This is a genomic window from Anatilimnocola floriformis (genome assembly GCF_024256385.1).
Classification (GTDB): domain Bacteria; phylum Planctomycetota; class Planctomycetia; order Pirellulales; family Pirellulaceae; genus Anatilimnocola; species Anatilimnocola floriformis.
On the sequence record NZ_JAMLFW010000002.1, the window covers coordinates 1,729,993 to 1,744,191 of the forward strand.

Annotated in this window: 9 protein-coding genes; 5 read left to right on the forward strand and 4 right to left on the reverse strand. The window is 59.7% G+C overall.

The window, feature by feature from the left end:
- The 3 genes from M9Q49_RS31450 to M9Q49_RS31460 all read right to left on the reverse strand — a co-directional run bounded on the left by M9Q49_RS31450 (nucleotide 1) and on the right by M9Q49_RS31460 (nucleotide 4,324).
- Nucleotides 1-3,012: a polysaccharide lyase family 8 super-sandwich domain-containing protein gene (locus M9Q49_RS31450; RefSeq protein ID WP_254513275.1), complete on the reverse strand. Its 3,012-nt coding sequence runs from the start codon at nucleotides 3,010-3,012 to the stop codon at nucleotides 1-3.
- 355 nt (nucleotides 3,013-3,367) lie between these two features.
- Nucleotides 3,368-3,760, reverse strand: a complete 393-nt coding sequence (locus tag M9Q49_RS31455) for a DUF4440 domain-containing protein (RefSeq protein ID WP_254513276.1) — start codon at nucleotides 3,758-3,760, stop codon at nucleotides 3,368-3,370.
- Nucleotides 3,761-3,778: 18 nt separating this feature from the next.
- Nucleotides 3,779-4,324 (reverse strand): dihydrofolate reductase, encoded by a 546-nt coding sequence (locus M9Q49_RS31460; RefSeq protein ID WP_254513277.1) that lies wholly within the window; start codon nucleotides 4,322-4,324, stop codon nucleotides 3,779-3,781.
- A gap of 91 nt (nucleotides 4,325-4,415) precedes the next feature.
- On the opposite strand from M9Q49_RS31460, the gene M9Q49_RS31465 reads away from it, so the two are divergent.
- The 3 genes from M9Q49_RS31465 to M9Q49_RS31475 are packed head-to-tail and all read left to right on the forward strand — an operon-like array spanning nucleotide 4,416 to nucleotide 7,576.
- Nucleotides 4,416-5,123 (forward strand): ankyrin repeat domain-containing protein, encoded by a 708-nt coding sequence (locus M9Q49_RS31465; protein ID WP_254513278.1) that lies wholly within the window; start codon nucleotides 4,416-4,418, stop codon nucleotides 5,121-5,123.
- 47 nt (nucleotides 5,124-5,170) lie between these two features.
- Nucleotides 5,171-6,532 (forward strand): hypothetical protein, encoded by a 1,362-nt coding sequence (locus M9Q49_RS31470; RefSeq protein WP_254513279.1) that lies wholly within the window; start codon nucleotides 5,171-5,173, stop codon nucleotides 6,530-6,532.
- Nucleotides 6,533-6,574: 42 nt separating this feature from the next.
- Nucleotides 6,575-7,576, forward strand: coding sequence for an RluA family pseudouridine synthase (locus M9Q49_RS31475; RefSeq protein ID WP_254513280.1), 1,002 nt, complete (start codon nucleotides 6,575-6,577; stop codon nucleotides 7,574-7,576).
- Between the two features lie 9 nt (nucleotides 7,577-7,585).
- Here M9Q49_RS31475 and M9Q49_RS31480 read toward each other — a convergent pair whose 3' ends face one another.
- The gene (locus M9Q49_RS31480) at nucleotides 7,586-11,101 is read right to left on the reverse strand and encodes a PAS domain S-box protein (protein WP_254513282.1); all 3,516 of its coding nucleotides are present in this window, start codon (nucleotides 11,099-11,101) and stop codon (nucleotides 7,586-7,588) included.
- Between the two features lie 246 nt (nucleotides 11,102-11,347).
- Between M9Q49_RS31480 and M9Q49_RS31485 the strand changes: the two genes are divergently transcribed.
- Nucleotides 11,348-12,673 (forward strand): Trx7/PDZ domain-containing (seleno)protein, encoded by a 1,326-nt coding sequence (locus M9Q49_RS31485; RefSeq protein WP_254513283.1) that lies wholly within the window; start codon nucleotides 11,348-11,350, stop codon nucleotides 12,671-12,673.
- 103 nt (nucleotides 12,674-12,776) lie between these two features.
- Nucleotides 12,777-14,183 carry a trypsin-like peptidase domain-containing protein gene (locus M9Q49_RS31490; RefSeq protein ID WP_254513284.1) on the forward strand — a complete coding sequence of 469 codons (1,407 nt, stop codon included), beginning with the start codon at nucleotides 12,777-12,779 and terminating at the stop codon, nucleotides 14,181-14,183.
- Nucleotides 14,184-14,199: the final 16 nt, after the last annotated feature.

A 14,199-nucleotide genomic window follows, 5' to 3' on the forward strand; every position in this document is an offset into this window, starting at 1 on the left:
CTACAACTCTCCGGTTCGATCGCCGGCCGCGGCATCGAGCACGGAATCTTTTTGCACCACGGCAGCGTAGAACCAATCGTTGCCGGCGCCAGCGAACAGGCTGTCGGCGATCGAGTCGGTGAGGAAATCTGTGTTCACGGTGCCGAGTTGCGTCGGCATCGCTTGCGGCGCGGCTAGCCAGGCCGCGAGCGCCGCTGAGAGTGCATCGAGCACGCTTTGGCTTTCGGCCGACCAGGGCTTCGCGCCGACATTCGCCGCGGTGAAGGCCGGCAGGAAGTTATCGGGAGCCAATCGCAATTGCCCGCCGATCAGCAGGTCGTTGCCGACATCTCCCATGATCGAGTCCCGCCCGCCGCCGCCGATCAACAAATCGCTGCCGCCATAGCCGTAGACGTTGTCATCCCCTGCGCCGCCGACTAGCAGATCGGCTGCGCTGCCGCCGTAGAGCGTGTCGTTGCCATCGTTGCCATAGAACTCGACCGGGATCGGCAGGTTGAGGGCCATGATCGTATCGTTGCCCGCCTGGCCGAAAGCGACGACCTTAGCGACGTTCGTGAACGGGCCATAGCTCGCGCTGTTGATCCGCACCGTGACCTTGCCGGCGGAATCGCTACCGACGGAAATCTGATCGCCCGCTGGCGTGCCCGCGATCGTGAGCGTGCGCGTGGTTGCGTCGTAAACCACCGGCTGATTGACCGGCGTGGGATTGCTCGGCGGCGGATTCGTCGGCGGTGGGTTGGTAGGAGGAGGACTGGTCGGTGGTGGATCGACAACCGGTGGTGCACCGAGCGTGAAGGTCTTCGTCGCGCTGGAGCCCGCATTCGGCGCCGCTGGCAAAGCAATGCTAAGTTTCGTCACTTTCGTCGTGGCATTCCACGTCGCGCCGCTGCCGGTCACCTGGCGATTGATCTCGACCACGATCGGCGTGGTTAACTGCCGCGGATCCGCCGCCGTGATCGTCAGTTGATCGCCGTTCTGTTTGATGATCAGATTGCAAGGCTGCGTGACGGTGATCTTGGTCGTGGCATCGAGATAAAGCGAGCCCGCCGCAAAGAACGAAGCCTGTGTTTGGTTCAAACCGTTGTGCCGAACCGCTTGCAGATTCGCCGTGTTGCTAAGAACGGTGAACGGCAAGTTGTTGGTGTAGGCCTCGACTTCATCGGCCGACTTATCGGGAACCATCGCATACGCATAGGTGGCGTTTTGCACTTTCGTCCCGTGATCGATGACCGCGCTGAAAACCGGCAGCGACACGCCATCGCCAGTTTGCGTCGCGGCTTGCACGGTCAGCTTGCTCGAGCTGTCGAGATTGACATAGCCCATGTGGTCTTGCTCGATCCAGCTTTTGCCTTGCAACGTCGCCGAACCACCCAAGCCGAATGTCCGCCGGCCCGCCGCATCGGAAACGGTGACATCGCCGTCGAGCAGCACCTGATTCAGCGTGGTGAACACCGGAGACTTCGCAGCCGCATCGTCGATATCGGCGCCGAGGGCGATGATCTCGTCATCGAAGAAGAACCACGATTTGCGGGCCGTCAGCGTCACCCCCGTGCGCTTGTAATCCATCATGGCCACGCCGTACTGACCGTCCGACGCGCTGCCGACCAGGTTGCTCGAGCCCGAGCTGTTCGTGCCGCCGCCAAAGGCGTCGTAATTCGGAATCACGCCGTTGTGCTGAATCGTCGTGCCCGGCAACTCCTGCCAATCCCACGCCGGAAAAATCTCTTGCTCGCCCAACTCGCCATATTCATCACCATCCTGGAGCAGCATCAGCATGCCGTCTCCTTCGAAGTATCCCTTCTTGTTTTCACCGGCGGCGGTTTCGGGGCGCAGGCTGCGAGTCGAAATCATCTTCAGCGTGGCCGTGATGTCCTCTCGGCTGTGCAGCAGCCCATCGGTCACCCACAAACTCTTATCGCCGGCGAGAAAATTCGTGTCGTTCACGCCATGCTCGTAGCGATCGACAGCGGCCATCAACTCGGGCATTCGGCGGCCGAGCTTGAGCAAATCGACCGTGGCGTCGTACACCTGCTGCGCCCGGAGTTGCGTTGAACTGTCGCGCGTCACCGAACGCCCCATGGCTGCCACATCCATGTTGTCGCCGCGCGTGAGGTACTGCAGATGATCGAGCACAAACCGCAGCTCGGCATCGATCGAAGCCGAAGTAAAAGCAAACTCGGTGCCTTGCGTCCAACGCATCAACCGATCGACGTCGACGGCGAAGTTCGTTCCATAACTGCCGCTGGCAAAGTTCCACTTCGAGCCGCTGCCATGTTGCAGGAACGACTGATCGCGCCCGATCCCTTCGCCCGACATGCCAACGACTTCGCTCGACAGCGCACTTACCACAGTCTGTACGCGACTCGCGTTGTTGGTGAGAATGCCTTGGATCAGCGCGGGCGGCCCTTGCGAAGCCATGTTCGCGCCGGTGAGATTCGTCCACGATTGGCCGAAATACTTGGTCAGCACGGTATTGATGGTCGTCGTGCTCAGCTCGCTGTGAAACAAAATGAGCGGCGTCGCCAATACTTGCGGCGTGCCGATTTGCTTGTGCCACCAATTGGGCGCGGTCATCGGGCCGAGCGAACCCGCCGTGTAGGTCCACGCGGCCATCACTTTGGCCTTCAGCGCCGCGTCGTGGTGATACGGATTGCTGGCATCGTTCCACTTATAGGCGATCTCGAGCGCTTCGATACGAGCCGCGTGCGTGCGAAACTGCACGGCGCCGGCATCGGTCGACATGACATAGCTCAAGTCGCTGAACTTGCCATTCGCGCCGAGCAGCGACAGATCGGTCGAGATCTCGGGCATGACCCGCGGCGCTTGCTCCATCAGCTCGGCGATGATTTGCGTTTCAACTTGCGCAATCGTCGGCGTGGCGCGAATCTCGAGCGTTTCGAATTGCAGCCCGCGCGGAGTGAGCTTTGACGCCGCAGGTTTTAACGACTCGGGCTTTGCCGACGCAGGTCTTAACGACGAAGAAATCGAACGGCCCGGCAGAGGCAGTGACATGGAGCGACTCAAGATAGCGGCGCGGAATGAGTCCGTCCGTGAGTCAGAAGTCGCCACTCCTCGCTGGCGAGTTTCTCAGTCTAATTACGCGTCCAAGCGAGGCTAATGAAAGTTGACATTTTGGCCGTCAAACGTTGCGCATTCGTCATTTTCAGGCCGAATTGTCGCCGAATATTCCATATTCGGTGGTGGCGGTCACACGCCAAGAACCGCTGGAATGAGCGCCAGCGACATTCCAGCAAGTTCGGTGAGTTCAGCCAACCAGAAATCTGACAACCCGCGCCGTCACCTCGCGCCGGATCCAGAGTATCCGGCGACAAAGTCACGTAGCAGCAATTCCCAAGTGCACCGTCAGTCAGTTGTTGGTCGAACGGTGGAAGTGAACATGCTTCCAAGCGCCATTGATCTTTTGCCAGACGCGCGTTTCTTCGACCTTGGAAGTCTGCGGGCTGCCGGTTGCATCGAGCGACTGATTCAGGCGGACGTAGCACAGCACCGCGCCGCTGTCGCCGAGCAGGCGGACGTGCGGCTGGGTCATGGTCACGACCTTGGCTGGCTTTTGCGGAGTGCCGGGTTGATCAAAGTAGTACTTGTGAAATGGCATGCCGGCCACGAGTTGGCCGCGGGCTTCGGCTTCAAAGCAGGTGATCGACGGATCGCAGAGCGATTCATACGTGGCCCAGTCGCCGCTGACGATGGCGGTGAGAAGCTTTTGATTGAGGGCGAGAAGTTCTTCGGTAGCCGACATGATCTGAATCCTGCGCAATTATTTGGAAAGGCGATCGTAAATCGCAAACGTCGTATCGTACTGATTGCGGCCGTCGGCTGGGTAGCGGGTCTCTTCTTTCAATTTCCATTGCGACCAATCGACCGCGGGAAAATGGGTATCTCCGGCCGGCTCCGCTTCCACCCAGGTCCAATACAGCCGATCGGCCCGCGGCAGCGTGGTCGCATAAATCTCGCCGCCGCCGACGACGAACAGCTCGGCTGTGTCGCGGGCAAGTTGGGTCGCGGACGAAATGTCGCGCACATAAACCACTTCGCCGGGCTGATCAGCAGCAACCCGCGGCAACTGCGCCGGTGGATCGGCTGCGTTGCGAGAAAGGACCAAACTCACTCGCCCGGGTAGCGGTTTGCCGAGAGCGGCGACGATCGACTCGTGTGTCTTCCGCCCCATCAGCACCGACCGCCCGAGCGTCAGTTGCTTGAATCGCTTCAAATCGCTGCTCAACCGCCACGGCAGTTCGCCGCGCAGGCCAATCACGCCATTGCGAGCGACGGCGACGAGTAGCGAAAGGCGGAGGTTGGACATCGGGGACTCAATTTCAGGAGGAAGTCTTTCGTTGGTGATACAATCAAGCCCGCAAATCGTCGAGCCCCTGCACTCTGCGAGCGAGATTTCGATGGCCCAGGCAAAGTCGGACTTTTTTGTTTTCGTCGAGCAGGTCGTCGCCGCGGAACTCGGCGAAGTCTCTCGGCGATTGAAGGTAAGTCCTGCGCTGGCGACGGCCGTGGCCGATGTCGGCGCCTCGCGGCAGGAACCGGCCGATTATTTTTTCGCGGAGATCGCTCATTACTTCTACGCGGGCGATACCGCGCTCCATATGGCCGCGGCTGCCTTTCGGCCGTCGATCGCCAAGCTTCTCGTGAAGCACGGAGCCAATTGCCGGGCAAAGAATCGTCGCGGGGCCGAACCGCTGCACTACGCTGCCGACACCAACCATTGGCAACCGGCTGCCCAAGCCGAGACGATCGAATACTTGCTCTCAGTCGGCGCCGATCCGAATGCGCTCGACAAGTCAGGCGTGAGTCCTTTGCATCGCGCGGTGCGCACGCGTTCACTCCCCGCCGTCCGCGCACTGCTCGATGGCGGCGCTGATGCCCGCCTGGCCAACAAAGCCGGTTCCACGCCGCTGCACCTCGCCGTGCAATCCACCGGTCGCGCCGGCGGCGGCACCGATCTCGCCCGCGAACAGCAAGCCGGCATCATCACGCTGCTGCTCGAACGGGGCGCGAAACTGACCGACAAAGACGGCCGCGGCAAACAAGTTCGCCAAGCGGCGACTAGCGAGTGGACGCGATCGCTGCTGAGTAGTGCAGCCAGTGAGTGAAATCCGCGACAAGATTTGGCAGTCAGCAGCGAATCACCAGCACAACTATGAATTCGCCTGAATCTGCCGATCTCCCCACCTCCCTATCGCAGCGTCTCCAGCCGCGCTACACACTGCGCACGCTCTTGCTGATCATGACCGCGATCGGCGTGTTCTTGGGCGCATGGAACGCACCAAACTGCCTCTGGAGCGATGCCTGGCGAGCGGCTGTCACGTTTCTCGTCGTCTGTGGTCTCGCCGAACAAGCGCGCGATTGGTGGCGAGCCGATAGAACGCTGAGTCGTGCGCGGCGGAACTGGGAGATTGGCTGGCGCTGCGCGGTTGCCTTGAGTTTGATCTTTTTTGCCGGTGAGAAAATCTGCGAGCGGGTGTACCAAGACTGGTTTGGTGAATTGGAGTTCTTTTTCTTCTTTCAGAACAACACGACCTGCGGTTGGTTGCTCACACTCTTGATCGCAATCTCAGCAGCACCCGCAACCGAAGTTCAGGCCACGGAAATTCGCGCGGATCGGCGACAGAGGCTCGTTTATTCATCGCTGGCGATTCTCGCCGCGCTGATCCCTGTCTACTTCACCGTAGGAGACATGGGGCTATTGGAATATCTCGTCGCCGTCGCGATTACCGGCGTGCAGCACAACCGCCCAACGCATTGGGGCGGCCAGGCCTTTCCGCTTCAATCGCCAAACACTCAGGAGTGGGGCACATTTCACGTGATCGGCTATGTGGCGGTTCTCCTGCTGGCAACATGCTGGGTGGCAGGCTGGCTGGTTTTGAAGACTCAACATCGCGCCAGTCGTTGGTTTCTCGTCGCCTTATGGATCGCGCTGATCGGCGGATTGATTTATCTCAATCTCCAAGCCGATTCCCTGATGTGGCAAATCTATCCCCATCGCCAATCAAAATTGTTCGTTCCTTATTACATCGGTAATTTACTGTTGATCGTTGCGGTTTTCACTGCGGCAGCCGTCGTCTTCCTGTTGCGCGACTCGGGGCCGCGACCCGCGGCGGAATCGGAAATTTCACCGTTACTCCCCTTCGGCAGCTATTGGCACGAACGTCCGATTCCTCTGCTCCTCACCTTGGTGATTGCCGCCCTGCCGATCGTTGGCGTGTTTGTTCAACTGACGCAAAGCCATTTTCGTTTTGGGAGTTCTCTCTGGAACTTCGCACGCGGCCTGATGGAGATGCTGACGATGCCCATAGTGCTCCTCTCGATCGCCTGCGTGGCGCGAATCGCTCAAAACCTGTGGCGTTTACGTTGCCCACTCGCAGCCCGACAGCGGCCGGCGATCGCTGCCCGCTTGCCGGTGCTCCATGCGGGACTGCTCGCCCTGGCCATCGTCGCGCAAGTTTTCGTTACGCTCTTTACACTTTATTGGACCAGTGCGGCAATTGTTTCGGGTTGGTGACCTCCATTAGGCATCTCGGCAGGCTTTGAATAGAATCAAGCCATGCCAGCCACCGTGAAACATCTCGATATTGACGAAGCTTCTCCTTTTGTAGGCGATCGCGCCGATCGTGCGGTGCAGACGCTCTGCGGCTTGTCGCGTTCGCAGATCAACGGCCTGTTTGATCATCAGTGCGTGAAAGTCAACGGCTTGCCGTGCCCGGAAGCGGCGCGGCGACTGATGGCCGGCGATCGGATCGAGCTGACGTATCACGCCAGTCAGCGGTACCATCCGATCAACAAGCCGCGGCAGAACCTGGGCTTTGAGATTGTCTATGAAGACAAGCAGGTGATTGTCGTCAACAAGCCGGCCCACCTCCTCACCGTGCCGACTAAGAAGGGCGAAACCAACACGTTGCTCGACAAAGTGAGCGAGTATGTCCGCCACGTCAAACACGTGCGAGCGGCGTTCAACGCGCATCGGCTCGACCGCGGCGTTTCCGGCCTACTCGCGTTCGGCAAGAGCTTGGAAATCTCGCAAGCCATTCGCGATCAGTTCGCGCTGCACAAGCCCGAGCGCGAATATGCTGCCATTGTCGCCGGCCATCTGAAACGGAAGGAAGGGACGATCCGTAGCTTGCTCGCTACCGATCGTGATCTCAATCGCTTCTCGACCGACGACGAAGAAGTGGGCCAACTGGCGATCACGCACTTCAAACTCGCCGAGCCGCTGCTCGATACGTCGTTGATCACCATCTGGCTCGAAACCGGCCGGCGGAATCAGATTCGCGTTCACTTTGCCGAAGAAGGGAATCCTGTCCTCGGCGATCCGCGTTACTTGCCCGATCTGGCCGAGCACCGTCATTGGCCCGCGTCACGCATCGCGCTGCATGCTCGCAAGCTGGCCTTCGAACATCCGGAGACCGGCGAACTGCTGAAGTTCGAACTGCCGCTGCCGGAAGAGATGGTGCGGTTTATCAATGGTCAGCGAGCGAAGAAGGAAGCGGGGGCGGCGGACGGAGGCGAGAGGCGGGAGACGAGAGACGGGGGGAAGAGGCGGAAGTAGCAGCGGAGTCTATTCCACCACTGGCAACCAGATGCGGAATTGCGCGCCGTGGCTGCCGTCGGTATTTGCTTGTGGGTTGCGGGCGGCGCTGATGGTTCCTTGATGGGCTTCGACCGTGCCGCGGCAGATGGGCAGGCCCATGCCGCTGCCGTTTTCCTTGGTGGTGAAGTAGGGCTCGAAGAGTCGCTCGGCTACTTCCGGTTCCAAGCCCGGGCCAGTGTCAGTGACCGAAAGTCCCACGCCGGCGCCTTCGCGGTAAGTGCTCACTAAAATCTGCCGTTCGTCGGCGGGCGCTTCATCCATGGCTTCGGCACTGTTGCGAACCAGGTTGACGATCACCTGCTCGATGAGCGTGCGGTCGGCGAGGATCTGCGGCAGCGGCTCGGTCAGTTCGTAGCGAATGGTGGCTTCATGGCCTCGAGCGGCGACTTCGAGTAGTGGCTCGAGCGTGCGGACACATTCGGTCAGGTCGAAGGTGCTGGGATCGAGTTCGCCTTTGCGGACGAACGAATTGACGCGGCGAATGACATCGGCAGCGCGCCGGGCCTGGCGCGAAATCTCGGCGAGCCAATGCTGCGCCTTGCCGAGAGCTTCGGGCGAATCGCCGACGTGCGACAGAGCATCGGCCGACACGGTGGCAAAATTAGCGATGGCGTAGAGTGGTTGATTCAACTCGTGCGCGAGTTCGGCTGCCATCTGACCCATCGTGCTGATGCGATCGGCGTGGGCCAGATCGACTTCGCGCTGTCGCAAACGGCGAGCGGCTGCCACGCGATCGGTGGCATCGCGCACGGTGAGGAGCAGCTCGAACTCGGGTGCTTTTTGCGATGCGGTATCGACCGCTCCCCACGCCGGAATCGCCTGCAGCACGGCTTTGGCCTGCAAATCGAGCGACCGATATTCACCCGTGGCATTGCGAAACCGTGCGGTCAACGAAATCGTCTTGCCGCGCTCGGCGAGCGCTTCGCGAATGCCGGCCAGCCGCGGCGCATCGTCGGCGTGGACGCGCTCGTCGAAGATGCGACTCGACTTAATTTCCCGCGGATCGATACCAAGCAGCAGTTTGCTGGCCGGCGACGCATACAAGCACAGCCCGTCGGCATCGAGCCGCATGATCAAGTCCGACGAATTCTCGGCCAGCAGACGATAGCGCTCCTCGCTGTCTCGCAAAATTACTTCGGCCCGCTTTTGCTCGGTTACATCGCGCACAATGCCGCTGACACGATAGAGCTCGCCGCGACCGTTAAAAATCTTTGCCCCATGATCATGCACCCAGCGCAGCTGGCCATCGGGACGGCGAATGCGATACTCGACGTTGTAGTTCGATCGTTCGCCGCTCAGCCACGCGTCGAAGGCAACTCGCGTGCGCTCACGATCTTCAGCGATGATGCATGATTCGCCCACGCGCACACCATTGTAGAACACGTCTTCGGACAAGCCCCACATGCGCGTCAAGGCGGGGTTCACATACAGCAAGCGTTCGGGATTCAAACCAACCAACCAAAAGCCCTGATCGGTCGCGTCGGCCAACTGCGTGAAGCGTTGCTCGCGATCCTCCAGATCGGCCTGCATTTTTTTGCGATTGGAAATATCGCGGGCAATCATGATCGCCGATTCCACCCGCTCGCCGTCGATGATCGGGGCCAAGTGGACCGACCACCATTTCTTGCCTCCTGGTGCGCGACTCGACAACGTTTCGTAATTGCAGGGCTGACGGCCGTCGAACACTTGCTGAAAAGCCGATTCCACAATGTGTCGGTAATCCGAATCGACCCAGTCGACGCATTTCGTACCGACGACATCTTCCGGTCGCGCGGGGGGCGTGACGCGGTTGCAATACACAATCGAAGTATCGCGCTGCACTTGCAGTACCAGGTCCGGCGCAAATTGCAGCAGCGTGCGGAGTTGATTTTCCGACTTGCGGAGTAGCCCTTCGATGCGGCGTTGCTCGGTTACATCGATGTCGCAACCGAGCACGCCGATGATCGATTTACCCAAATGAATCGGCGCGACGAGGCATTGATCAACCTGCGGTACGCCCATGAAATCGTGCGATATTTCGGACTTCACGATTTCGCCGTCCAGGGCTCGCTGCACAAAGCTCTCGTGCTGCGCGGCGATCGCCGGCGGCAGCTTCATATCCTTCACTTTGATGCCGCAGACGTTGCCGAACTGCCGGAGCGAAACCGGATTCTGCAGAATCACACGCCCTTCAGGATCAGCCGCCCACAAGCGAAACGGCAAGCTCTTCATCACCGCATCGAGCAAGGCATCGCTGGCCCGCTGCGCAATTTCGGCTTGCTTGCGTTGCGAGATATCAACCAGATAGCCGCGCAGCCGATATGGCTTGCCGTCGCGACGAAAGACTGTCACGTAATCATGCACCCACACAATCTCGCCGTTCTTCGCCGGAATGCGGTACTCCGATTCGAAGTGCTCGCTCTTCTCCAAGTGCACAAAGTACTCGGCCAGGCAGCGCTCACGATCTTCGGCATGCACCAAGCCGTACCAAAAACCCGGGACGTACCAATCTTCGATCGGATAACCAAAGATCTCTTGCGCCTGCGGCCCAACGTAGGTGTAGCGATCTTCGCCGAGCTCGGCTTCCCAGGGCACGAGCCGGGCTTTTTCGGCCAACTCGCGGAATCGCAACTCACTGTGCAGCAACTGTTCGATGCGACGGCTGTTTTCGATCGCGAGCGCCGCGAGATTGGCAGCCAGCATCAACAGTTCAATCTCATCAGAACTCGGCGAATGGACCTGCAAGCGATAAATAGCGAGCGTCCCCAGCACCTCTCCCGCCGCACCAATGATGGGCTGCGACCAGACGCTGCGAATACCGGTCTCCTGCGCCAGCGATTCGAATCCCTGCATCCGCGGATCGAGATAAACATCGGGAATGATCACACGTTCGCCGAGCGCCGCCGCGCTGCCGCACGCGCCAATCGTGGGCCCAATCGGCAAGCCATTGATCCGCGCTGTCACGTGGCTCGGCAAGCTCGGCGCAGCCAGGTGTCGCAACGACTTGCGATCGGGGGCAACACCGAGCAGCGAAACGGCGGCTCCCACGTAATTGGCTTCGACTCCCTGGGCGAGTTCGCCTAGGACCTTGGTCAGCTGTTCGCCGCTGGCTAGTTGCTGCACGATGCGACTTTGCAGCGCGAGCAACTGCTCGGCCCGTTTCTGCCGCGTGATCTCACTCGCCCAGCAATGAAGTTGCGGCGGCGTCGGGCTGCTCTCGTCCGTGATTTCGATTTGCACGCGCAGCCGAAACCAACGCCACTCGTTGAGCTCCTGCCGCGCGCGAAATTCGCACACGACGGATGATTCGGCGCCGAGCAGCAGTGGATGCAAACATTGCTGCAAGCCTACGTCATCTTGCGGATGAACGATTTGCCCCTGCGACCAGTCGACTGGCAAGCTGAACCGCACGCCGTTCGATTTCGCGGACTGGCGGTGCTGCAGTGTCACCTGCCAATAGCGCGATTCCGTATTTTGCAGCAGTACCGAGAGGGGGTCGTACATGATGATTCACACGCAAGGATGCGAACTGGAGCAAGTCTGTAGTCTCTCATTTTCACGAGCCTTTGTCTCGATCCCCGTAGGACGGACCATTGGTCCGCTCCCGCGGCGGGCACTATGCCGAACGTCGCGCAATTGCGGCTTCTGACGGACCAATGGTCCGTCGTCCTGATAGAAGTTGCCGGCCTGCAAACGGAACTCCATAATCACACCACCCAGCTTTTAGCCAGGAACATTTTGGAGGCTCTTATGTTTCGCACGTTGCTTGCTTCGCTTGTGCTGCTCGGCGGCTGCTTTTCTATTTCTTCCGCACAAACGCGCGAACAGAAAGTCCGCAGCGACAAAGAAAAGTACGAAGCCACCGGCTTTTGGATCTACAATGATCTAGCCAAAGGTTTTGCCGAAGCCAAAGCAACCGGCAAGCCGCTGCTGGTCGTGCTCCGCTGCCTGCCATGCGAGCACTGCGTGAAGCTCGACGATGAGCTCGTCGAGTCCGATCCCAAGCTTCGGCCGCAGTTGGAAAAATTTGTCCGCGTGCGCGTGATCTCCGCCAACGGCCTCGATCTGTCGCTGTTTCAATTCGACACTGACCAGTCGTATGCCGTGTTCATGCTCAATGCCGACGGCACGATCTATGGCCGTTATGGCACGCGATCGGATCAAACGCTCTACGCCGACGATGTTTCGATCGAGGGGCTGAGTTCGGCCCTCGAAGGGGCGTTGACCTTACACCGCGATTATCCGGCCACTAAGAAATCGCTCGCCGCCAAGCGCGGTCCGGAACCATTGTTTGCCGCGCCGGAGAAATTTCCGCTGCTCGCCGGAAAGTATGGTTCGTCGATCAATTACCAAGGAAACGTGGTGCAGAGTTGCATCCACTGTCATCAAATCGGCGATGCGATCAAGCAACAAGTCCGCAGCACCAAGGTCGCCTTTCCCGACGACGTGTTGTTTCCTTACCCGCACCCAAAGGCCGTCGGCTTGATCTTGAATCCTCGGCAGCGCGCGACCATCACGCGCGTGGAGCCCAATTCGCTCGCTGAAAAATCAGGCTTCCTTGCCGGCGATCAGATTCATCAGATCGAAGGCCAAACGCCCCTTTCGATCGCCGATGTGCAATGGGTGCTGCACCACACACCGGCCAGCGGCGGAGCAGTGAAGACGATCGTCATTCGTGACGGCAAGGAAATCAATCTCGACCTCAACTTGCCCGATAAGTGGAAGCGGCTCGACGATATTTCCTGGCGAGCCTCGACCTGGCAACTGCGGCGGATGGGGCTCGGCGGGCTGTTTCTGAAGAAGATGCCTGATGCTGTGCGCGAAGAACTGAAACTTCCCGAAAGCAATTGGGTGCTGCGCGCCGAACATGTCGGTCAATTCGCGCCGCACAACGCCGCCAAGGAAGCTGGCGTGCTGAAGGGAGACGTTTTTGTCTCGTTTAACGGCCAGGAGTTTGCGCGCGAGACCGACTTGCTCGCGTACGCGCTCAACGAAGTCGCGCCCGGAACCGCCGTGCCATTGGTGATTTGGCGCGAGGGCAAGAAGCACGAACTGACATTGAAAGTGCCGAAGTAAATCGTCAGCAGGTCGCACTTGCGCTGCGGAGCAACCGGCTGCGGAATTGCTCGATTATAATTCTCGCTTCTGAGATCGCTCCGCTTCGTTCGCAGGTTGCTCCATGTTTCGCTGTTTCGTTGCTCTGCTGTTTTTGTTTTCCGGTGCGCTCGCTTCCTTCGCGCAAGACAATCCGCGAATCACCGAAACGACCAAGCTGGTCCAGAAATGCCTGCCTGCGGTGGTTTCGTTGCCGCTCGTCACGCCCGGTGAAAAGCCGGGGACGCAAACCGTACATTTCGGTAGCGGCACGGTGATTTCGCCACTGGGGTTTGTGCTGACCAACGCGCACGTTGTTCGCAATGCGAAGGAAGGGCCGGCGCTGTTCGTTGGCAATCGCGTGCTCAAGTATCAAACGATCTGCACGATGCCGCATTCCGATCTTGCCGTGCTGAAGTTGCAGACCGAAGGACCGTTGCCCGCGCTGCCGATCGGGCGCAGCCATGACCTGATGCTTGGCGAACCGACGCTGGTGATCGGCAATGCCGGCGAACTCGCGCATAGCGCGTCGACGGGCATTGTGAGCGGACTCGCACGGTCGACGCGGACCGAGCATTCGATTCTGCCCGATGTCATTCAAACATCGGCTGCCATCAACGGCGGCAATTCCGGCGGCCCGCTTATCAACGCTCTCGGCGAGATGATTGGCGTGGTTTCGTCGAAGAAGCAGAATGCCGACAACGTCGGCTTTGCGATTGCCGCCGATCACGTGCGCGTGATTCTGCCCGCAGTGCTAAAGCCCGAGGATCGTTACAACTTCTGGTTCGGCGCGAAGGCTGATCCGCTGTCAGCGCGCTGCCACATCAGCGATTTAGCCGCAGGTTCGCCAGCGGCCGAAGCGGGTTTGCAGCGCGGCGATGTGATCGTGAAGTTGAACGGCGCGCCATTGCAATCAGCCATCGATCTGGCCTTGTCGCTCATTCAGAAGAAGGCGGGCGATGTGTTGCAGTTGCAGGTCGAACGCGAGGGAAAAACGCTCGAGCTGAAGTGCGAACTCAAGCCGCTCGTCCTGCCCGAAGCGATCGCCGACGAGAAGGTGGTCCCCGGTCTGCTCCGCAAAGAATACGCGGGCCAATGGTCCGGCCTGCCGGACTTTGCCTCGCTCAAACCGGTCGAGGAAAAGGTCGTCGATAACATCGGCGAAGAGAAGAAGTTCAACTACGCGTTTCAATATCAGGGCTTGATCAAGATCCCCGAGGAAGGGCTCTACTCGTTCGCCATCCGCAGCGACGACGGCAGTCGCTTGCGCATCGCAAAGCAGCTAATCGCCGACAACGACGGCAACCACGCGATCCGCGACGTGAGCGGCGTCATCCGCCTGCCGGTCGGCCTGCATCCGATCGAGGTCGAGTTCTACCAAGGCGTCGGCGAGATGGAGCTCAAGTTATTCTGGGAAGGTCCAGGAGTACCGTGGCAACCGATGGCCAAGGATGTGTTGTTTACGAAGAAGGCGGAGGAAATGCAGAAGTGAGAAGGCACAAGGCAGA

Coding starts and splice junctions, on each gene's coding strand:
- M9Q49_RS31450 (WP_254513275.1), bottom strand. CDS start 3,012: ATGTCACTGCCTCTGCCGGGCCGTTCGATTTCTTCGTCGTTAAGACCT.
- M9Q49_RS31480 (WP_254513282.1), bottom strand. CDS start 11,101: ATGTACGACCCCCTCTCGGTACTGCTGCAAAATACGGAATCGCGCTAT.
- M9Q49_RS31490 (WP_254513284.1), top strand. CDS start 12,777: ATGTTTCGCTGTTTCGTTGCTCTGCTGTTTTTGTTTTCCGGTGCGCTC.
- M9Q49_RS31470 (WP_254513279.1), top strand. CDS start 5,171: ATGAATTCGCCTGAATCTGCCGATCTCCCCACCTCCCTATCGCAGCGT.
- M9Q49_RS31465 (WP_254513278.1), top strand. CDS start 4,416: ATGGCCCAGGCAAAGTCGGACTTTTTTGTTTTCGTCGAGCAGGTCGTC.
- M9Q49_RS31455 (WP_254513276.1), bottom strand. CDS start 3,760: ATGTCGGCTACCGAAGAACTTCTCGCCCTCAATCAAAAGCTTCTCACC.
- M9Q49_RS31460 (WP_254513277.1), bottom strand. CDS start 4,324: ATGTCCAACCTCCGCCTTTCGCTACTCGTCGCCGTCGCTCGCAATGGC.
- M9Q49_RS31475 (WP_254513280.1), top strand. CDS start 6,575: ATGCCAGCCACCGTGAAACATCTCGATATTGACGAAGCTTCTCCTTTT.
- M9Q49_RS31485 (WP_254513283.1), top strand. CDS start 11,348: ATGTTTCGCACGTTGCTTGCTTCGCTTGTGCTGCTCGGCGGCTGCTTT.